This is a genomic window from Kitasatospora sp. NPDC050543 (assembly GCF_044457565.1).
Lineage (GTDB): Bacteria > Actinomycetota > Actinomycetes > Streptomycetales > Streptomycetaceae > Kitasatospora.
Genome location: NZ_JBITGZ010000034.1, coordinates 29,361 through 48,561, shown reverse-complemented (window position 1 = coordinate 48,561; position 19,201 = coordinate 29,361). Strand labels below are relative to the sequence as shown.

Here is a 19,201-nt window from a genome sequence, read left to right as displayed (position 1 = left end):
GGTCACGCTCCCATCGGCAGGTGGCTGTCGATGTACTCCAGGACGGCCCGCGGGGTGGTCATGAACTCGATGTGGTCGTCCGGGATCGGCACGCCCAGCTGGTTCTGGATGCGCGTCGCGAGCTCCAGCATCGCGAGCGAGTCGTAGCCGAGGCTGCTGAACGGCGTGTCCAGCACGGCGCCGTCGAGGTCGACCGACTCGTCAACGCCCGCCGCCTCCTGCAGCATGGTCTTGAGTTCGTCGAGAGTGAAAGCACTCACGGTCATGCCTCCGTTTTCACAGTGGTGGTTCTGATGTGCCGGTCGGTCAGACGCACGATGGCGACGGCGTTGAACCCGCCGTGCCCGCGCGCGATGACCATGGCGGTCCGCAGCTCGATCTCGCGGGGCTGATCGATGACCAGGTCCAGCTCGTGCGTGTCGGCCGGGTTCTTGACGTGGACGGTGGGCGGCACGACCTGGTCGCGCAGCGCCAGCAGCGCACCGGCAGTGTCGAGAGCGCCGGCCCCCGCGTAGAGCCGACCGGTCATGGTCTTGGGCACCGTCACCGGAACCGCCCGCGGGCCGAAGACCTCGGCCAGCGTCCGTGACTCCTGGCGGTCCATCTCCGCGGTGCCGTGCCCGTCCGCGAAGACGACGTCGATGTCCTCGGGCCGCATCCGTGCGTCGACGAGGGCCTCACGCACGCAGCGGGTGAGCGTGGGCGGACGCCCCGAGCCGGGGCGCGGGTCGAACGTGGCGGCGTAGCCCGCGAGTTCACCGTAGGGGTGGTCGACACCGCGTTCCCGTGCGGTGTCCGCGTTCTCCAGCACCAGGATCGCGCCGCCCTCGCCGGGCACGAAGCCGGAAGCGTCGGTGTCGAACGGCAGGTAGGCGCGGGCCGGATCGTTGACCGGGGTGAGGTTTCCGGTGGGCAGCTGCGAGACGAACCCGGCCGGCGACAGGGAGGAGTCGCTCCCACCCGTCACGACCAGGCGGGTGCCGTCGCGGACCACCCGGCGGGCCTGTCCCAGTGCGTCCAGGCCGCCGGCCTGCTCGCTGACCATCACACCGCACGGCCCGCGCATCCCGTGGCCGATGGAGATCTGGCCGGTGGTCGCGGCGTAGAACCAGGCGATGGACATGTACGGGCTGACGTCCTTGGGGCCGCCGCGCCACAGCTTCTGGAGCTCGCGCTGGCCGAACTCGGCGCCACCGCTGGCGTTCGCGGTGATCACCCCGAGCTCGTACTCCGGGATCTTGGACAGGTCCACGGTCGCGTCGTCCAGGGCCATCCTGGTGGCGGCCAGGGCGAAGTGGCTCATCCGGGACGTCTCGACGACGATCCTGGCCGACAGGCGCTCGCCCGGGTCGAAGTCCTTGATCTCTCCGGCGAGTTGGGACGGGTAGGAGCGGGCGTCGAAGCTGCGGACCGTGTCGATCCCGCTCTTGCCGGCCAGGGTGGCGGCCCACCAGTCCTCGGTGCCGGTCCCGTTGGGAGCCATGACACCGATCCCGGTGAAGACCGCCCTCGCGCGGCCGTCGGTGCTCTGCCGTACCTGCGATTCGCTCATGCCGCCGCCTTGTCGGGTGCGGCCATCACGATCGCGCTCTGGAAGCCGCCGAACCCGCTGCCCACCGAGAGTGCCGTGGAGATCTTCTGCTCACGCGCGGTCAGGGGCACGTAGTCCAGGTCGCACTCGGAGTCGCGCTCGTGGAGATTGGCCGTCGGGGGGACCACGTCGTGCTCGATGGCCAGCGCGCAGGCCGCCACCTCGATGGATCCGATGGCGCCCAGGGAGTGGCCGATCATCGACTTGATGGAACTCATCGGGACCTCGAAGGCCCGGCTTCCCAGGCTCGTCTTGACCGCCGCGGTCTCGTGCCGGTCGTTCTGCCTGGTGCCGGAGCCGTGGGCGTTGACGTAGTCGATGTCCTTCGGGTCCAGCTCGGCCTGGTTCAGGGCGACAGTGATCGCCTCCGCCATCTCGCGGCCGTCCGCGCGCAGGCCGGTCATGTGGAAGCCGTTGGCGCGGGTGGCGTAGCCCAGGATGCGTGCGTAGATGTGCGCACCCCGGCGCCGGGCGTCGTCGGCGTTCTCCAGCACGAACATCGCGGCGCCCTCACCCAGGACGAGGCCCCGGCGGTCCCGGTCGAAGGGCCGGCAGGCCCCCTCCGGGTCGTCGTTGTAGGTGGAGGTGGCCTTGATCGCGTCGAAGCACGCCATGGTGATCGGCGAGATCGGCGCGTCGGCGGATCCGGCCAGCACGACGTCCGCGCTGCCCTCGGCCAGCAGGCCGGCGGCGTAGCCCAGGGCGTCGATGCCCGAGGTGCAGCCTGAGGAGACCACCGAGGTCGGGCCCTCGGCGCCGGAGCGCCACGCCACCTCGGTGGCGATCGAGCTGGGCACCAGGTAGTTGTAGAGCTGGGGAACGGCGAAGGTGTGGTCCACGGCCCACTGCCGACCGTCGTCGCTGAGGACCCGGTACTCCTCCTCCAACCCGGTGGTGCAGCCGACCGCGTTGCCCACGGTCACGGCGACCCGCCCGGGATCCATGCCGGCGAGGTCGAGCCCGCTGTCGGCCGTGGCTTCGTCCATCGCCACGGCCGCGAACTGTGCGGCCCGGTCCATGCGGCGCCGGTCCTGCGGCGTCAGCCCGTGGGCGGCCGGGTCGAAGTCGATCTCGGCCGCCACCTGGCAGCGGAACCCGGTCGGGTCGAACAGTGTGACCCGGCGGGTGGCCGCCCGGCCGGAGACGATGCGGTCCCAGAACGCGTCACGGCCCAGTCCTCCGGGGGCCATGACACCGATTCCGGTGATCGCGACATCCATCGTCCTCATGCGTCCGCCCCGACTGGCCCACCGACCCGAGGCGCCGGAGCGTCCTCGTGGCCGGGCAGGAACTCGGTGTCCACGTGGCCCAGTTCGGGCTTGGGCGCCAGGGGGCCCAGGTGGAAGACGGCCTGCGCCTGGACGGAGCCGGTGTTCACCAGCCGGTGCCGCACGCCGATCGGTACCATGGCCGAGTCGCCCGGGTGCAGCTCCAGCGTCGTGCCATCGATGGTGAGGCTCACGATCCCGCGGACCAGGTGGACGAACTCCTCGGAGTACGGGTGGTAGTGCTCGCACACGTACTCGCCCGGCTCCAGCGTGACCGTCCCCATGAATCCCGAGGTGGCGCCGACCGTCAGCGGGCTGAGCAGGACTCGAACGTCCCCGCCCCGGCGCAGGTTCGGTGTCACATCGGTGACGGCGACCTTCTTCACTTCAGCACTCACCGCTTGTTCTCCCAGGTGTAGAACGGGCTGGCCATGGCGTCCTTCGGCTCTTTCCACGCCGGGTCGTACGGCCGGATGTGCCGCGCGAGCCTGACGTGGATGTCCTCGTAGAGCGGGTGGCTGCGGGCCCGGTAGAGGTTGGGGGTGACGTCCTGGTCTCCCTCCACGAGGTGGAAGTACAGGTCGTGGAAGCGCCACAGCGAGCGCCGGGACACCCCGATCAGGTGCGGCAGTTCGGAAGCGTCCGATTCCGCGAAGATCTCCGCGACGGAATCCGCCTGCGAAGGATCCATCCGGGCGACGATCAGGTTCTGATACACGGGTCCTCCCCGAGTCGGACGGTGTGAGGTGGCGTTGGACGTGTCAGGGATCCGGCCGGGCGCGCCACGCCTGTTGTGTCACGGCCGGTTCGATCACCGGGCAGGCCCTCGGTGCACCAGACTGGGCGGCTCCGCTGGACGCGGGCTCGCGAGCAGCTGGCATCCCTGTGAGTGGTGGTCCAGCCACCCGCTAGTGGGCCGAGATTCGGCCGCCCCATGGTCGGTGCGGCGCCCGCCCCCGGGCGCCTGACCATTGCCTTCGGAGGCGTCCATGAAGACCACCGCCACGTCCGGCGCGCGTCCAGTAGTGCTGCTGTTCGCGGGCCAGGGTGCCCAGCACCCAGGCATGGGACGACACCTGTACGGCGCCGAGCCGGTGTTCACCACCGCCATGGAGGAGGTCTTCGGCCTGCTCGGGCCGCGGGCGGAGCGGCTACGGGCCGACTTCCTGGCCGGGCGCGAGGACGGTCTCGACGAGGCCGAGCAGGCGCAGCCGCTGCTGTTCGCCCTCGGTTACGCGACGGCGTGTCTGGTCCGCAGCTGGGGCGTCCGTCCGGCGGCCCTGCTGGGCCACAGTGTCGGCGAGGCCGTCGCGGCCGTCGTCGCCGGTGTGATGTCCCTGCCGGACGCCGTGCGGCTGCTGATCACGCGGACGGAGGCGGCGGCGCGGACACCTCCCGGCGGGATGCTGGCCGTCGCCGCGTCGCCCGACACGCTGGCCCCCCTGCTTCCCGAGGGGGTGGTGGTCGGGGCGGTGAACGGCCCCCGTCAGACCCTGCTGGCCGGTGCCGACGAGCCGCTCGCCGAGGTCGAGAGCCGGCTGCGCGCACAGGGCGTGCTGTGCCGCCGGGCCCGGGCCCGCCAGGGCTTCCACAGCCCGCTGATGGATCCCGTCGTCGCCTCGACCCTGCCCGACGTCGCGCGGACGACCCTGCGCCCGCCCACCGTCCGGCTCTACTCGGCCTGCACCGGGCACCCGCTGGGGTCGGCGGAGGCCATCGACCCCGGCTTCTGGGCCCGCCAGATCGCCGAGCCCGTGCTCTTCGGCCCCGCGCTCGACCGGCTCCTCGCCGACGGCGACTTCCTGCTGGTCGACGCCGGTCCAGGCGAGAGCCTGCTGAGCCTGGCCCGCCGGCACCCGGCGGTCACCTCCGGCCGCAGCGACGTCGTCGCCGTGCTCCCGCCCGCGCGCACCGCCGCCGACCTCGTGCGTGGGGCGCTCCCGACCGCTGTCCGGCGGATTCGGTCGGAAGGGCACCGGCTGAGCGTCCAGTGATCGTCCATCACCGGCTGCCAGAGTCTCATCGGCATAACCGGCCGCGCTGGGACCGAAGTTCCCAGCCAGCACCACTACCGAGCCGGTCGAACAGGCTGGATCTCATCTCTAAGGGAGACGTATGACTACGAGCCCCCGGACAACCGGTGCGTGTCCGTACCCGTTCAAGCGGCCGTCCGCGCTGGAACAGCCCACCGAGCTGCGCACCATCCGGGAGGAGCCGGTCGTCCCGGTGGAGCTCCCGAGCGGCGACCAGGCCCTGCTGATCACCAGGTATTTGGACATGCGGGCGGTCCTGTCCGACGAGCGCGTGAGCCGCGACCTGACCCGACCGGGTACCGCCCGCATGACGAAGGACAACGTCATGTTCCAGGACCCGCACATCAGCCCGGACCCGCCGGAGCACACCCGGATGCGCCGCCTGATCACCAAGGCCTTCACTCCCAAGCGGGTCGAGGAGCTGCGGCCGCGCACCGAGAAGGTGGTGGCCGAACTCCTCGACGCGATGGAGAAGGGCCCCCGCCCGGCCGATCTGAACGAGGCGCTGGCGTTCCCGCTGACGATCCGGATGACCTGCGAGCTGCTCGGGGTTCCGCTTGAGGACCAGCACAAGTTCCGCAGCTGGACGGACCACTTCCTGTCGGTGAGCCGGTTCACCGGTGAGGAGATCGGCCGGGCCCGCGGCGAGCTCATCGCCTACGTCCAGCAGCTCGTGGCCGCCAAGCGGCAGAAGCCCGGGAACGACCTGATCAGCGCGATGATCGCGGTCCAGGACGACGACGAGTCGGGCCTGAGCGAGTACGAGCTGGTCTACTGGGTGATGCTGCTACTGATCGCGGGGTACGAGACCACCGCCGGTCAGCTCGGCTCCAGCCTCGTCGTCCTGCTCAGCCGGCCCGAGGACCTCGCCCGGCTGCACGCCGATCCGTCGCTCGTGCCGTCGGCCGTCGAGGAGCTCCTGCGCCTCCAGGTGATGGGCTCCTCACTGTCCATGCTGCGCTACGTCAAGGAGGACATCGAGGTCGGCGGCGTCCTCATCCCCGCCGGTTCGAGCATCATCCCCTCGATCGAGTCGGCCAACATGGACCCCGCCATCTTCACCGACCCGGAGACCTTCGACATCACCCGGCGGGACAACCGCCACGTGACCTTCAGCACCGGCATCCACTTCTGCGCCGGGGCCGCCCTGGCCAGGATGGAGCTGCAGGTGGCCCTGGAGGGCGTGGTGCGCCGCTTCCCCGAGCTGCGGCTCACCGCTCCCGCGGACGAGCTGCCGCGGAACGAGGGCGCGCTGATCCAGAACTTCGTGGAGATTCCCGTGCAGTGGTGACCAATGGTTCGGGCCGCGCACCGATCTGGTGCGCGGCCCGAACCATTTGCCGGCCGATGCCGGCCGGGATGTCACCTGAGGAACAGCAGCGCCTTCATCAGCTGGCCGGTGATCGTGAACTCGGTACCGCCGGGGAGACCGCTCCGGTCGGCCACCCGGTTGCGGATGAGACCCTTGTGGACCGCCAGTCCGTGGACCGAGACCGATGCCCCGGGGGGCAGCTGAAGACGGACGATGCTCTTGGCGGCGGACAGGTCGATGCGGACTGCCGGGTGCCCGATCGACGCCTGGCGAAAGTCGAGCCGGATCACCGCGTCGTAGCAGCCGACGGTCAGGAACGCCGGCACCTCCCAGCGACCGTCGATCCGCGCGAACGCCTTGACCCGGTTGACCTCCAGCGCCTCCGGCGGACGGGCGGCCGGCAGGTCGGCCATGACGGCGTCGACCTCCGGCCTGGTGTCGGCCGAGTAGACCAGGGAAAGCCGCTGGTCGAGTTCGGCCAGTGAGATGCGCCCCTCGCCGACCGCGGCCTGCAACTGCTCAGCGACCCGCTCGCGTTCCGCGTCAGAGACCCTCAACGGCTTTGGCACAGAATGGCGTTCAAGATCGTCAGCCACGATCTGCACCTCTCTTCCCGTCATGTCGCCATGGCCGTAGTCTAGTTGATGCTTCTCAGGATATCGCGCTCACCAGTCGACCGGCAGTGCGGTCAGGCTCCGGATGACGCCCGCGGTACAGCTCAGCTCCTCCTCCGGCACGGCGAGGCGCAGCCCGGGGAACCGGCGCAGCAGCCCGTCGATCGCCACCGTCAGCTCCAGCCGGGCCAGTTGGGACCCGAGGCAGTAGTGTGCCCCGAGCCCGAAGGCCAGGTGGGGGTTGTGGTCGCGGTCGGGATCGAAGTCGGCGGCGTTCGCGAAGACCGTCTCGTCCCGATTCGCCGACGTGATCGCGGGCAGTACCGCCTCGCCCGCCCGCACCAGGACCCCGCCCAGTTCGACGTCCTCGGTGGCGACCCTGATCGTTCCGCCGTTGACGCCGGCGGTGCTGTACCGCAGGATCTCCTCGACCGTGGCCTGGATCCGCTCGGGGTTCCCCGCGATGCTCGCGGTCAGGTCCGGGCGGCGCAGAAGTTGCAGAGCCCCGTTGGCGAAGGTGCTCGACGTCGTGTGGTAGCCGGCGATCAGCAGGGTGACGCCGAAGACCACGAGTTCGTGCTCGCTCAGCCGGTCACCGGCCTCGCTGGCGCCGATCAGCAGGCACAGCAGGTCGTCGCCGCCCTCCGCCTGGCGCTTGACCTCGATCAGCTCCCCCAGGTAGCCGGCCAGCTCCGAGCGCGCGACCCGGACCTGGTCCGAGGTGTGGGTGCCGAGGCTGAGCATCACGTCGGCCCACCGGCAGAACCGGTCACGGTCGGCGAAGGGCACGCCGAGCAGCTGGCAGATGACGGCGACCGGCAGGGGCAGCCCGAGGCCGGCCACCAGATCGGCCGGCGGGCCGGCCTGCTCCATCGCGTCCAGCAGCTCCTGGGTGGTCTGCTCGACGAACGGGCGTAGCCGCTCGATCTGCTTCTTCCCGAAGGCCCGTGCCACGAGCTTGTGCAGCCGGGTGTGCTCGGGCGGGTCCATCGACAGGATGGTCGCCGCGTCGGCGGCCAGCGGCCGCATCCGCGGCGCGTCCGGAAGGGCCGCGGCCGCACGGCTGAAGCGTGCATCGGTCAGCACGGTGCGCACGTCCTCGTACCGGGTGACCAGCCAGCCGCTGTCCCCGGTCGCGAAACCGACGCGGGCGACCGGACAGGAGCCTCGTAGCCGCTCCCACTCCTCGGCTGTCTCCAGCACACCCGGGCTCTGGAACGGGAAGGGCAGGGCGCTGTGTTGGTCCATCATCGCTCCATCACCTACAGGCCGGCACCCGGCACTGTGCAGTCGGGGAACATATCGGGAGGCTGGTGACCGGCCCGGGGTACGACCCGGACGGCAGGGCGTCCTCCAGCCGCAGCATGGCCGCGCGCCGGCGCTCCTGCGCATACAGCCTTACCAGTTCATGACAGCGATAGGCCGGTCGATAACTGCCGTCCTCGATCCGGATGACCCGCTCCACCAGCCGGGATTCCACCAACTGCTTCAGTACGCCGTCCACATCGTCGCCACCGCAAAGGAGCTCCTCGCGGGTGAACGTCTCGGGAAGCGCTCCCAGCCGCTCGAAGATCCGCTGGCCACTCTGTCCGAACGTCCGGCAGCTGAGCTCGAAGGTCTTGCGCAGGCTCGTGTCCGGTGACATGAGGGTGCTCAGCCGGCCCGCCGAATCGGCCAGCCAGTCGGCGAGGTCGCTCAGCCGCCACTGGGGCCTCGAACCGAGCTGGGCCGCGGCCGCGCAGATGGCGGCCGGCAGGCGGCCGCACAGCCGGACGACCTTCTCGGCATGCTGGCGGTCCTGCAACACCTGTCCGGCCGGAAGCAGCGACTCGAGCAGCTGGACGCCCTCCTCGAAGGACGGCAGCGAGAGTTCGAGCGCTATCTCCTCGCCCAGTCCGGCCAGGTGCGACCGGCTGGTCAGGATGGTCGCGCACTCCGGTCCGCTGGGCAGCAGCGGCAGCACCTGCTCGGCGGACACCGCGTTGTCCAGGACGACCAGCACCTTGCGGTCCGCGCTCCAGGCGCGGAACTGCTCGGTGCGGTCCTCCAGCCGGTCGGACGGATCGGGCTGCAGTCCGATCCCCCGTAGGAATCCGTCGACGGCCTCGACGGAGGGCAGCGGCCGACCGTGCTGGTCGCGGAGGTCGACGTAGAGCTGACCGTCCGGGAACAGCGGACGCAACTCATGCGCCGTGTGCAGCGCCAGGGTGCTCTTCCCCACGCCGGGCATGCCGTGGAGGGAGGCCAGAGGCGGTGTGGCGTCCCAGTACCGGGTCCGGTCGGCAGCCGTTCGCAGCACCGCTTCCAGCTGCGCGGCCAGACTCTCGTGAACGGCCAGATCGGCTTGTTGGTCCGGGAGTTGAGCCGGTCCGCTGTTCAGCCGGACGACCTTCCGCTCTCCGCCGGGGAGGTTCAGGGACGGATCGGCGCTGAGGATGGCCCGTTGCAGCCCCGCCAACTCGCCGGACGGGTCCAGCCCCAGTTCGGTCACGAGCCGACGGCGCAGCGAACGGTAGACCTCCAGCGCCTCCAGTCGGCGGCCCGAACGGTAGAGGGCCAGCATCAATTGGGCGGGGAACCCCTCGTGCAGGGGGTGACTGGCGATCAGCGACCGGAGCTCGGCGATCAGTTCATGGTGTCGGCCCAGCTGCAGGCCCGCCTCGATCCGCATCTCGTGTGCGCGCAGCCGGGCCTCCTCGAAGCGCACCAGGTGCGCCTCCAGCAGCGGACCGACCGGCACGCCTTCCAGCATGTTTCCGCGCCATAAGGACAAGGCTTCGCCGAGCAGTGAGGACGCCTGCTCGGGCTTGCCGTCTTGGAGCGCGTCCTGCCCGAGCCGGGAAAGCTGCTCGAACAGGGTCATGTCGACCTGCTCCGCTTTGGCCCGCATGAGATAGCTCGAGTTGACCGTGACCAGGGTCTCCCGCTCACCGATCCCCTCGTACAGGCCGAGCTTCTTCCGGAGCCGGTAGATGTAGGTCTGGAGCGTGGTGGCAGCCGTCGCCGGCGGTTCGTGCAGCCACAGTTCTTCGATCAGCGACTCGGGCCGGACCGGCCGATTTGCGTGGAGGAGCAGAGAGGCCAGTACGTGACGCAATTTCGGCGATGTCGGAGTGACCAGCTGTTCTCCGTCATACACTTCCATACTTCCAAGAATACTGAATCGCATGCAGTCCCCCGTCCGTTGAGCTTCGAACGCTATTTCACTGCAACATACGTATGTTTTCCGGTCGGCAACGCCGACGGAACCGGTCACATCACTGTAACTCAGGCATCAGATATCCCGTAGGTACTGGCACGATCTAGGCACTGGCACGATCTTGCACGCAGCATAGCTGTCGACGTCTGCCTCCAGACAGTTCTCAACTTCTCTTTGCCGATTGCTGACGGCCCGATTTGCACGCGTTTGCGGCGCAGCCTCGTGAGCTCATCGAGCCGCTCACCAGGCTGCGCCCTGGCCTGATCCCGCTGGTTTCAGCGACGCACCATGAGGAAGCAGGCGGCGTGCGCGGGCCTGGGCGGGTCGGGGAGCCGTTCGACATCGAAGGCCTGGCCGAAAAGACGCTGTGATTCTCCCGGTGCCATGACCGTGTGAAGAAGCCTGGACATTCTCTTGCGAGCCACCCAGGGCAGGTCCTTCTTGTCCGCCGCGAAGCACCAGTGGAAGAACTGCGACCCGGGGCGCGAGAGCCGCAGCACGGTGTTCACTATGCCGCGCTTCACGGGACCGGTGGTGTCGTCCAGGGTCCCGTAGTCGACAAGTAGGTCGAACGGCCCGACGACACCTGGGATCTCCGCCGCCGAGAGGTCTCCGTTGATGAATCGGCAGTGCTGTCCGACGCCTGCCTCACGGGCCCGCGCGCGGGCCCGCTCCAGGGCGAACTCGGTGAAGTCGACTCCCACGACGTCGAAGCCGTTCTGAGCGAGGAACACCGCGTTGGATCCGGTGCCGCAGCCCAGATCAAGGGCGCGCGGACGGCCTTCGGACTGCAACGGGGCCTTGATGCGTCCCTCGGTGACGAGCTCGCGCAACTCAGGGCTGATACCGACGCGCTCCCACGCGGCTCCTCGCTTGTACAGCCATGTGTAAAACCACGGTCTCATCACAGTTCCCTTCGACTGAGTATTGCCCAGGTGTGAGGCCGGCCCGGCATCGGCCCGGTGTGGCGCCGTCAGTTGGCGAGCGTGATCGCGAGGCTGTTGAGCAGCAGGACCACGAGCGCCGCAACGGTCCTGATCATGTGCCACCTGCGCCACCTGGGGCGGGGATCCTGCCAGTTGGCCGGAAGGGCATCGGCGTCCGTGCCCCTGACCACGTTGTTCAGGGGCACGTTGCAGAGGTGGGAGACCGCCTCCACCACCACGATCCCGACGATCGACGTGATCAGGAGGGAACGGATGGTCGCGGACGGTGCTGCCACGGCCAGCACGATGTCTGCCACCAGGGTCGCATTGACCAACAGCGGCATGGTCGGGTGATACCCCTTGCCCAGCAGAGAATGGGCCTGTAGATAGCGGTCCGGTGTCATCGCGTTCAGCGCCGGTAGAACACTGACGGCCACCGCGAAGAACACTCCGGATATTAGGCCGCTGCCGATCAGGACCGCGACTCCGACGAGCTGGACCACTGGAGTTTCCCTCTCTTTCACGCGCTCCTCTTCCTGCTCGAAGAGGTCCCGCAGCCCTGGTTCTGCGACCTGACCAATGCTCGGTAAGCGCACTAGCAGCTCAATGGACGCGGCGGTGGCGGAACGGAAAGTCACGTCAATCGGAACTGATTCGATGCCATTGGGTTTGAGGTTCTCCCCACGTCGTCGGGCGGCACCGATGGTCCAGACCTGACCGAAAACCATGGGTGGATGGCCAGGCGCCGGGGTGCAGCCCGCCTCCGGGGTCCGGTGACCGTCGTCGTGATCGGTCGGCGGGAGTCCGCAACTCCCGCCCGCGGGGCCGGCTTGTCGCAGCCGACGGGGCCTCGCGGTGGTTTCGCCGCCGCCTCTCCGCTGTCCAGCAGCGCGCTAGCTCCATTGGCCAGCATCGTCGCCAAAACAATGGCGTGCGCTCCGTCTCCGACCGGTTGGCGAGCGCCCGGCGAGAGACGAGGTGGCACGGGATGGTGACCTACACATCCGCCCTGGTGACCGGGGCATCCAGTGGTATCGGTCAGAGCCTGGCCCGGCGACTGGCGGAGCAGGGGGCCGATGTCGTGGTGGTCGCGAGGCGCGGCGACCGCCTGGAGAGCCTGGCCGAGGAGCTCCGTAGCCACTACCAGGTGTCCGTCGAGGTGCTGACGGCCGACCTCACCGTGCCGGAGGAGCTGGCCGCGGTCACCGAGCGGCTGACCGACCCCGACCGTCCGATCGACCTGCTGGTCAACAACGCCGGTGCCGGCTCCCGTCCGCCCCGGCCGCTCGCGGACCAGCCGCTGGAGTACGAGCTGGGGAAGGTGGACCTCAACGTGCTGGCACCGCTGCGGCTGACCCACGCGGCGCTGTCCATGATGATCCCCCGTCGGCACGGCGGCATCCTCAACGTCTCGTCCATTGCCGGCTTCCTCCCTCAGCCCCAGGGCGCGACCTATGCCGCGACCAAGGCCTTCCTTACGTCGATGACGGAGACGGTGTACTGCGAGGCACGCAAGTCCGGTGTCCACGCCACGGTGCTCTGCCCCGGTTTCGTCCGGCGCGGTGAGGGCGGAGCGCACGGCGGAATGCGCAGCGTCCGCCTGCCGGAGTTCGTCTGGCTCGACCGGGACGAGGTGGCCCGCGAGGCGATCGCGGCCGTGCGGTCCGGGGAGCCGGTCTGCATCCCCGGGCGGCACTACCGGGCGGCCATCAAGCTGAGCAAGATCCTGCCGCGCTCGGTGTCCTACCGCGCCTTCGAACGTCTGTGGGGGCGTTAGGACCCGGGGCACGGCCGCTGATCGCGGTGGAGCCAGGAGCGTCAAGGTCCTGGGCCACCGCGATCAGTGCTGCCGGCGCTTATCCCCACTTCCGCGCGCGGGCCGGGAGGAGGAAGGAGAGCAGGAAGACCAGCAGCATGGCTCCCGCCGCGCACCACAGGGTGCGCTGGAGCGCCAGGGTGAAGTTCTCACCGTTCGCCCGGGAGCCGGCGTGCTCGAACACCGCCGCCATCTGCTTACTGACGGAGTCCGGCACCTGGGCGGTCGCCCCGTCTCCGGACTTGGCGCCACCGCAGCTCGCGGGCGTCTGCGACGGGTCCTTCGCCACCATCCGGTCGTGGTAGCAGGACCGGAAGGTCGCGATCACCTGGTCCTGGACCGTGCCGGGCACGTTCACCGCCGACATCTCGGCCCTCAGCTGCGGGGCCACCCGGTCCGCGATACCGGTGGACTGGGAGCCGAGCAGCGAGAAGAAGATGACGCCGAGGATCGCGATGCCGGCCGAGGCCCCGACCTGGGTGATGGCGTTGACCAGACCCGACGCGGACCCGATCTCCCGCGGCTCCACGGCCGCCAGCACGATACCGAACAGCGAGGAGACAACAGCCCCCATGCCGAGGCCGGCCACCAGCAGGCTGGGCAGCATCTGCCAGGACGAGGCGTTGGTGCCCTCGTAGTGCAGCGTCAGAATGAGCCCGACGAAGGCGGCACACATGACCAGCGCCCCGATGCTGAGCAGCTTGCGGCCGAGCCTGGGGGCGAGGACCGCGCCTGAGACCGCCGAACCGATCGCCATGCCGAGCGACCAGGGCAGGGCGGTGAGGCCCGCGTGCATGACCTCGAAGCCGCGGCCGATCTGCAGGTACATCATGAAGACGAAGAAGAACCCGATCAGCCCGGCGAAGAACAGGAACCCGATGAGCAGACCCCCGTTGAAGGGGAGCTTGCGGAAGAGGCTCATCTCAACCAGCGGCGACTTGTTGGCGCGGGCCTTGCGGATCTGCACGAAGGCGAAGAACGCGAGCACCGGAACCGACATCGCCATGGACACGTACGTCCACGCCGGCCACCCCAGGTCTCGCCCCTTGAGCAGGGGGTAGACCAGCATCAGCATGGCTGCCGTGACCAGCAGGCTGCCCACGATGTCGACCCGTTGCACGTGCTCGGACTTGGTGTTCTGCATGTACAGGGCGGCGCCGATCAGCGCGATGATCCCGACCGGGATGTTGACCAGGAAGATCGACCGCCACTCCAGGCCGAACAGGTCGGCCTTGATCAGCAGCGCACCAAGCATGGGCCCACTGACCACAGCGAGGCCGGAGACCCCGCCGAACATGCCGGCCACCATGGCCCCTTCCTTGGGCGGGAAGGTCGCCATCAGGGTGGAGAGCACCTGCGGCACCATGAGCGCGGCCATCGCGCCCTGCAGCACGCGGGCGATGATCAGCATCCCGGGGCCCTGGGCCGCTCCGCAGAGGACCGAGGAGAGCACGAAACCGGCCACGCCGATCATGAACAGGTTCTTGCGGCCGAAGATGTCTCCCAGCCGGCTACCGGTGATCAGCACCAGTGCGAACGCCAGCGCGTACCCGGAGGCCACCCACTGGGCGTCGGAGTCGCTCGTCCCTAACTCCCTTTGCAGTGACGGGATGGCCACGTTCACGATGGTCCCGTCGAGCAGGTCCATGAAGCTCGCCAGGAGCAAGGCGATGAGCGCCCACCATCGTCGAGAGTTCTGGGCCGCGCCGCCGCCCGGACCGGCGGGCGCTTCCACATCGGTTGCAGTCACATCAGTCTCCTCGTTGCTTGCTCACGACTGGACGGCCATAACGCGTAATAGTCGCGGGTGAGACAGCCAAATGCTTGCCGAGCCGACCCGACAAGATGAACAGAGTTCTCCGTCTGAACCAGGGAGAGTTGGACCTGGGTGAGGGAGAGTCAGAAGAAGTAGCGGCACGGTTGAGAACTCGACCACTATGAAGTATCTTAGCTTACGAGCTAAGATACTAGGGAGGATTGAGCACGCATGTCAACCGGCTTGCCCCCAAGGGAGGACCTCGTCGGCGCACTCTCGTGGAAGATGCGCCGCCTCAGCGGTGAGACCGTCCTGTTCCACCAGGCGATTGCCGACAGACTGGGCATCAGTCCAACTGACCTGAAGTGCCTCGACCTCGCGTCCAACGGCCCCGGGCCGATCACCGCAGGTCGGCTGGCCGAGGTCTCCGGATTCACCTCCGGCGCGATCACCGGAGTGATCAACCGCCTGGAGAAGGCCGGGCTGGTGAACCGGGAACAGGATCCGAACGACCGGCGAAAGGTGATCATCGTTGTCAACCCGAGCGTGCCCGACAAGGTCGTCGGACTCTTCGGTTCGATAACGGACTCGATGATGGAGCTGTGCTCCCGCTACGACGACCGCGAGCTGGCACTGGTCCTCGACTTCGTCAGCCGCGCGGCGGAGACCACCCACAACGAGGCGACGAAGCTCCAGCAGAGCACCGGCATGCCTGCTGACCGCAGCTGACACCGCACCGGATACCGATCAAGGTAACCGCCCACTGGCCGCCTCGGTGGGGATACCCCTGCCCCCGTCAGAGATATCCCCACCGGGGCTTCATCGACTCCGAACCAGGCGTGGCGGTCCATGGGAACGAAGGAGCGCGATGACGCACTTGAAGATCGATCGACCGCGGCGCATGACGCTGGAGGGGGTGACAACCGTCCGGTCCTTCATCGCCAGGGGACGCATCCAGGTGATCGGGACGGACGACGACAACGTCACGCTGGACGTGTCCGAGATCGACCGGCACCCGATCAGCGTCCAGCGCCGGGACGGCCTGCTCTTCCTGGGGCACCATGGCACCGGCTGGCAACAGGTCACGAAGGGCCGACTGCGCCACCGACCATCTCAACATGCCGTCATATATCTTGCGGTGCCCCGCGATTGCAATCTCGACCTGTGGTCCGTTTCCGCCGAGGTACTGGCCAGCGACAGCCGGGGCGAGGTCCAGGTGCACAACGGGGAGGGCGGGACCACGCTGAACCAGCTGTCCGGCGCGGTCGAGGTGGAGACCTCCTCGGGGCACGTGGACGCCATCAACCTGAGCGGCGACGTCGAGATCAGGTCGGTGTCCGGCACCGTCGCCCTGTACGCCACACCCCGCAGGACCCGAGCGCTGAAACTGTCGAGCGTGTCGGGTGACATCAGCATCTGCCTGCCGGAGACGGCTGATGCCAGGGTTCACCTGGAGTCCGGCAACGGACGGGTTTCCAGCCAGTTCAGGGGAATCATCCCGGTTAAGATACCGGGACACCACAAGGCCAAGGGCGACATCGGCAGCGGCAGCGGCAGCGCCTCATTATGGGCCAGTAGCGTCTCCGGCCGCATCGTGCTACTCAACGGCGGCAACCTGGACGGACTCGGAGGTACCGGCATCACGGACTAGGGCGCGTATCGCCGTGATCATCAGGTGGGCCGGGTGACGGTGTTCCGTTCCTTGTAGAGCTCTGCATCGTGGCTGACGAGTCGGCCGCCCTTGGAGCCCTTGTTCTTCCGGTGGGCGGCGTGGTCCCTCTTCTCCGGGATGACCGCCTCGATGCGACGTTTGCGCAGGTGGGTGCGGTTGCCGCGGGACGAGTAGGCCATGTCCCCGGCAACCGCGTCGGGTCGGTTGCGTGGACGGCCGACCGGCCCGGCGCCATCGCCACCCCGGGCGACTGCCGGTACCGGCCCGCGTCGCGCTGGCCGGCATCGTCTACGTGCTGCGCAAAGGGGTGGCCTGGCGCGACGTCCCGACCCAGGTCGTGGGGTGCTCCGGGGTGAGCAGCTGGCGAAGGCTGCGGGACTGGACCGAGGCCGGCGTCTGGCCCCGCCTGCACGAGGCACTCCTCGCCGAGCTGCGGGCAAGTGGCCTGCTGGACATGGACGATGCGGCGATCGACGGCTCCCACGTCAGGGCCCTCAAAGGGAGGATCTTGTCGGCCCCTCACCCGTCGACCGAGGCCGCCCCGGGTCCGAACACCACGTGGACAAATACCGTCGCCTGCTGTGGAAGCGTGGCATCAAGCCGCTCATCGCCCGACGTGGTGTCGCCCACGGCTCCGGCCTCGGACGCACCCGCCGGGTCGTCGAGCGGACCTTCGCCTTACTTCACCAGTTCAAACGACTCCGCATCCGCTACGAGCGCCGAGCCGACCTGCACCAAGGCCTGCTCGACCTCGCCTGCAGCATCATCTGCCTCCGCCGACTCCGGAAGGCATTCTGAAACGATCAGTAAGATGACGGGCAGGCCGTGCAGGGTGCACGCCAGGTGCAGGCACAGGCCCCGGAAGTAGCGGGAGTGGCTGGCGCAGTAGCCGTACTCGGCCCATACGGCCAGGTCGGAGCGCTTGGCTGTCTCGCGGGAGCGCACGCATTCCACCGGAGTGAAGGCGACGACCCACACGGTGTCGGTCCACAGCGAGGTGTCGGTCACCAGCAGCCGGTTGACCCGTGCGATCAGGTCGGCGGCCTTGCGCAGTCGCCGGTTGTAGCCCGACTGCCCGGGCAGGTACGGGAACAGGAGCCGCAGGTGGGGGGTGGCGTGGCGGATCCAGCAGCGGATGTGAACCCGGGCAGGGCCTGCATCACGGCCAGAGTGACCAACTCGGCGTCACTGGGCCGGGGCGCGATGCCGATCTCGGGACGCCACGGGCAGATGCAGCGCTTCCTTCAGCGGGTCGACGGTCTTCACATAGAGTGCGGTGGCGAGGGAGTCCAGGTCAGGCTTCGCAACCGACCATTTGGACTCCCTCGCCTCATCTCATGCGCGCCAGGAAGCCCTTGGCATCAGTCATCTAGGAGTTGAACGGCAGATGAGTGACAACCACCGCTTCTCCCACGGCCAGATACGGCTCCAGCTGCTGGCCCTGCTCGATCAACAGCCGAGCCACGGTTACGGGTTGATCACCACGCTGAGCGAGCGGTTCGCCGGCGCCTACCGGCCCTCTCCCGGCGCCGTCTATCCGCGGCTGCGCCAGCTGGAGGCCGAGGGCCTGCTCAGCCATGAGACGGCCAACGGCCACAAGGTCTACCGGCTCACGCCGGCTGGCCGGCAGGAGCTGGAACGCCACCGGCCCGCCGGCAGCTCCCCCGGTACCGCCGATCGACCGGGCGAACAGGCTGCCGCGCAGAGCTCGGCGGCTCCGGCGGCTCCGGCGGCTCCGGCGGCTCCGGCGGCTCCGGCGGCTCCGGCGGCTCCGGCGGCTCCGGCGGAAAACCTGAGCGACCCCATCCGCAGCGCGGTCGAGGAGATCGTCGGCGACTTCCGGAAGCAGTTCGGATCCGCGAGGGAACGGCCGGCACTCAGCTTGGACGAACACCGCGGACTCAGCTGGACCGTATCGCTCCCCCCTGGTCCTCAGCCTTCTGCCAAAACGTTCTTTCAGCAGCGGCTCGACGACCTCACCACAGCCGCACAGCAGTTGCTCCAGTCCGAATCCACCCCGGACAACGTGCTGTGGGAGGGCGCGAGGCTCCTCGACAAGGTGACGGCCATGCTGCGCCCGGGCGGCTCCATGAGCTGACCGAGCTCATGCCTTTCGCCTCTGGCTGCCGGCCGCGAGCGACAGGATCGACGCCATCATGGACACGATCGGAGTGAGGGTGGCCTCGAGGGACTGATGCCAGTCATCCAACTCCTCGGACCGGGTGTCGGCCTCCGCGGGCTGGTCCGCACTCAAGGTACGGACCACGCCGGAGCGCCGTCCACCCTGCCGCGCACCCAGACCCATGCCTTCTGATCGCAGACTCACAATGCCTCCGAACACGCCGTAGCTCCCGTGCACGAAGACTGTCCCGGGTGAACCTGGACGGCCTCTGGAAGCTGAGTGTTCGTTCGCCCGAGGACGGCTGGCAAGCAGTTGGACGCCCCGCGGCCCCGGGCTGGCCGAAACCACAAAAGCCCAGGTCAGGCAATGTCTGACTTGGGCTTCACTGTGCCGCCTACGGGATTGGAACCCGCGACCTCCACACTACGAGACCACCCGGTGTGCGGGCAGTGCTGCTGGCATCGCGGCCGACGTCGTGGCGACGACGACCGCGATGGCGGCAGCCCTGGGACTGCACGGCTGCGCGGCGGACGTCACCGCCGGCTCCCTCTCGCTGTCCTACCGCAGCGGGCCGCGAGCGGTACCCCTGACCGAGATCCGGCTTGTGCGCAGCGCTGCCCTTGACTACTCGCGCATCGATGCGGTTCATCGCCTCGTTGAACAGGCCGGGCGGGGCCCCTGGACCTCCGTGGCGCGCGGTCCCGCCTGGCGCGGATCGAGGCTGCCCGACCGGCCCACCCCGCCTGGCAGGTCACCCTGGCCTGGGGGCCTGGGCGAGGCCGAACTCCGCCCGCCACCGCACCCCCTGGCATCCCTGCCGTCGCACCCGGCCGACCTGAGACGGCCACGACCAGCAGCCCCTCCGCGTCAGTGAGCAGCGGGCCCGCCGGCT

The 19,201-nt window shown here is 68.9% G+C and carries 18 protein-coding genes and 3 pseudogenes; 8 read left to right on the top strand and 13 right to left on the bottom strand.

Going from position 1 to position 19,201, the window contains the following annotated elements:
* Positions 1-2 precede the first annotated feature (2 nt).
* The 5 genes from ACIBH3_RS29880 to ACIBH3_RS29860 are packed head-to-tail and all read right to left on the bottom strand — an operon-like array spanning position 3 to position 3,577.
* Complete coding sequence (locus ACIBH3_RS29880) at positions 3-266, bottom strand: acyl carrier protein (RefSeq protein WP_396315229.1); 264 nt, start codon at positions 264-266, stop codon at positions 3-5.
* The gene (locus ACIBH3_RS29875; protein ID WP_396315228.1) at positions 263-1,552 is read right to left on the bottom strand and encodes a ketosynthase chain-length factor; all 1,290 of its coding nucleotides are present in this window, start codon (positions 1,550-1,552) and stop codon (positions 263-265) included. The genes ACIBH3_RS29880 and ACIBH3_RS29875 overlap by 4 nt, the downstream gene beginning before the upstream one ends.
* The gene (locus ACIBH3_RS29870; RefSeq protein WP_396315227.1) at positions 1,549-2,820 is read right to left on the bottom strand and encodes a beta-ketoacyl-[acyl-carrier-protein] synthase family protein; all 1,272 of its coding nucleotides are present in this window, start codon (positions 2,818-2,820) and stop codon (positions 1,549-1,551) included. Before ACIBH3_RS29870 ends, ACIBH3_RS29875 begins: the two co-directional genes overlap by 4 nt.
* A complete protein-coding gene (locus ACIBH3_RS29865) occupies positions 2,817-3,257 on the bottom strand; it encodes a cupin domain-containing protein (protein WP_396315226.1) in 441 nt (146 codons plus the stop codon). The genes ACIBH3_RS29870 and ACIBH3_RS29865 overlap by 4 nt, the downstream gene beginning before the upstream one ends.
* Positions 3,254-3,577: a TcmI family type II polyketide cyclase gene (locus ACIBH3_RS29860; RefSeq protein WP_396315225.1), complete on the bottom strand. Its 324-nt coding sequence runs from the start codon at positions 3,575-3,577 to the stop codon at positions 3,254-3,256. The genes ACIBH3_RS29865 and ACIBH3_RS29860 overlap by 4 nt, the downstream gene beginning before the upstream one ends.
* Before the next feature lie 271 nt (positions 3,578-3,848).
* Between ACIBH3_RS29860 and ACIBH3_RS29855 the strand changes: the two genes are divergently transcribed.
* Together ACIBH3_RS29855 and ACIBH3_RS29850 are read left to right on the top strand one after the other, a co-directional pair.
* Positions 3,849-4,853, top strand: coding sequence for an acyltransferase domain-containing protein (locus tag ACIBH3_RS29855; RefSeq protein WP_396315224.1), 1,005 nt, complete (start codon positions 3,849-3,851; stop codon positions 4,851-4,853).
* A 121-nt stretch (positions 4,854-4,974) separates the two neighbouring features.
* Entirely contained in the window at positions 4,975-6,183 is a 1,209-nt protein-coding gene (locus tag ACIBH3_RS29850) for a cytochrome P450 (protein WP_396315223.1), read from the top strand.
* A 71-nt stretch (positions 6,184-6,254) separates the two neighbouring features.
* Here ACIBH3_RS29850 and ACIBH3_RS29845 read toward each other — a convergent pair whose 3' ends face one another.
* The 5 genes from ACIBH3_RS29845 to ACIBH3_RS29825 all read right to left on the bottom strand — a co-directional run bounded on the left by ACIBH3_RS29845 (position 6,255) and on the right by ACIBH3_RS29825 (position 11,671).
* The gene (locus tag ACIBH3_RS29845) at positions 6,255-6,761 is read right to left on the bottom strand and encodes a DUF1707 domain-containing protein (protein WP_396315222.1); all 507 of its coding nucleotides are present in this window, start codon (positions 6,759-6,761) and stop codon (positions 6,255-6,257) included.
* A 108-nt stretch (positions 6,762-6,869) separates the two neighbouring features.
* Entirely contained in the window at positions 6,870-8,066 is a 1,197-nt protein-coding gene (locus tag ACIBH3_RS29840) for a cytochrome P450 (RefSeq protein WP_396315221.1), read from the bottom strand.
* 10 nt (positions 8,067-8,076) lie between these two features.
* A complete protein-coding gene (locus ACIBH3_RS29835) occupies positions 8,077-10,074 on the bottom strand; it encodes a BTAD domain-containing putative transcriptional regulator (protein ID WP_396315220.1) in 1,998 nt (665 codons plus the stop codon).
* A gap of 218 nt (positions 10,075-10,292) precedes the next feature.
* Positions 10,293-10,850, bottom strand: a complete 558-nt coding sequence (locus ACIBH3_RS29830) for a class I SAM-dependent methyltransferase (protein ID WP_396315219.1) — start codon at positions 10,848-10,850, stop codon at positions 10,293-10,295.
* A 140-nt stretch (positions 10,851-10,990) separates the two neighbouring features.
* Entirely contained in the window at positions 10,991-11,671 is a 681-nt protein-coding gene (locus ACIBH3_RS29825; protein ID WP_396315218.1) for a DUF1772 domain-containing protein, read from the bottom strand.
* A gap of 260 nt (positions 11,672-11,931) precedes the next feature.
* Between ACIBH3_RS29825 and ACIBH3_RS29820 the strand changes: the two genes are divergently transcribed.
* The gene (locus ACIBH3_RS29820; protein ID WP_396315217.1) at positions 11,932-12,720 is read left to right on the top strand and encodes an SDR family NAD(P)-dependent oxidoreductase; all 789 of its coding nucleotides are present in this window, start codon (positions 11,932-11,934) and stop codon (positions 12,718-12,720) included.
* A 79-nt stretch (positions 12,721-12,799) separates the two neighbouring features.
* Here the strand turns inward: ACIBH3_RS29820 and ACIBH3_RS29815 are convergent, their stop codons facing one another.
* Positions 12,800-14,509, bottom strand: coding sequence for an MFS transporter (locus ACIBH3_RS29815; RefSeq protein ID WP_396315216.1), 1,710 nt, complete (start codon positions 14,507-14,509; stop codon positions 12,800-12,802).
* Positions 14,510-14,746: 237 nt separating this feature from the next.
* Here ACIBH3_RS29815 and ACIBH3_RS29810 point away from each other — a divergent pair, with 237 nt between their 5' ends.
* Complete coding sequence (locus ACIBH3_RS29810) at positions 14,747-15,244, top strand: MarR family transcriptional regulator (protein WP_396315215.1); 498 nt, start codon at positions 14,747-14,749, stop codon at positions 15,242-15,244.
* A 139-nt stretch (positions 15,245-15,383) separates the two neighbouring features.
* Complete coding sequence (locus tag ACIBH3_RS29805; protein ID WP_396315214.1) at positions 15,384-16,166, top strand: DUF4097 family beta strand repeat-containing protein; 783 nt, start codon at positions 15,384-15,386, stop codon at positions 16,164-16,166.
* 29 nt (positions 16,167-16,195) lie between these two features.
* On the opposite strand, the pseudogene ACIBH3_RS29800 reads toward ACIBH3_RS29805, so the two are convergent.
* Positions 16,196-16,411, bottom strand: a pseudogene (locus tag ACIBH3_RS29800) (IS5/IS1182 family transposase); the annotation flags it as partial.
* Between the two features lie 2 nt (positions 16,412-16,413).
* Between ACIBH3_RS29800 and ACIBH3_RS29795 the strand changes: the two are divergent.
* Positions 16,414-16,985, top strand: a pseudogene (locus tag ACIBH3_RS29795) (transposase); the annotation flags it as partial.
* Between the two features lie 11 nt (positions 16,986-16,996).
* Here the strand turns inward: ACIBH3_RS29795 and ACIBH3_RS29790 are convergent.
* Positions 16,997-17,480: pseudogene (locus ACIBH3_RS29790) on the bottom strand (IS982 family transposase); the annotation flags it as partial.
* 181 nt (positions 17,481-17,661) lie between these two features.
* Here ACIBH3_RS29790 and ACIBH3_RS29785 point away from each other — a divergent pair.
* Positions 17,662-18,285: a PadR family transcriptional regulator gene (locus ACIBH3_RS29785; RefSeq protein ID WP_396315213.1), complete on the top strand. Its 624-nt coding sequence runs from the start codon at positions 17,662-17,664 to the stop codon at positions 18,283-18,285.
* Between the two features lie 499 nt (positions 18,286-18,784).
* Positions 18,785-19,183, top strand: a complete 399-nt coding sequence (locus ACIBH3_RS29780; RefSeq protein WP_396315212.1) for a threonine/serine exporter family protein — start codon at positions 18,785-18,787, stop codon at positions 19,181-19,183.
* Positions 19,184-19,201 lie beyond the last annotated feature (18 nt).

Bases quoted from the DNA above. Each gene is read 5' to 3' on its own strand.
- ACIBH3_RS29880 (WP_396315229.1), bottom strand. From the start codon at position 266: ATGACCGTGAGTGCTTTCACTCTCGACGAACTCAAGACCATGCTGCAG.
- ACIBH3_RS29875 (WP_396315228.1), bottom strand. From the start codon at position 1,552: ATGAGCGAATCGCAGGTACGGCAGAGCACCGACGGCCGCGCGAGGGCG.
- ACIBH3_RS29870 (WP_396315227.1), bottom strand. From the start codon at position 2,820: ATGAGGACGATGGATGTCGCGATCACCGGAATCGGTGTCATGGCCCCC.
- ACIBH3_RS29855 (WP_396315224.1), top strand. From the start codon at position 3,849: ATGAAGACCACCGCCACGTCCGGCGCGCGTCCAGTAGTGCTGCTGTTC.
- ACIBH3_RS29850 (WP_396315223.1), top strand. From the start codon at position 4,975: ATGACTACGAGCCCCCGGACAACCGGTGCGTGTCCGTACCCGTTCAAG.
- ACIBH3_RS29840 (WP_396315221.1), bottom strand. From the start codon at position 8,066: ATGGACCAACACAGCGCCCTGCCCTTCCCGTTCCAGAGCCCGGGTGTG.
- ACIBH3_RS29825 (WP_396315218.1), bottom strand. From the start codon at position 11,671: ATGGTTTTCGGTCAGGTCTGGACCATCGGTGCCGCCCGACGACGTGGG.
- ACIBH3_RS29820 (WP_396315217.1), top strand. From the start codon at position 11,932: ATGGTGACCTACACATCCGCCCTGGTGACCGGGGCATCCAGTGGTATC.
- ACIBH3_RS29810 (WP_396315215.1), top strand. From the start codon at position 14,747: ATGTCAACCGGCTTGCCCCCAAGGGAGGACCTCGTCGGCGCACTCTCG.
- ACIBH3_RS29805 (WP_396315214.1), top strand. From the start codon at position 15,384: ATGACGCACTTGAAGATCGATCGACCGCGGCGCATGACGCTGGAGGGG.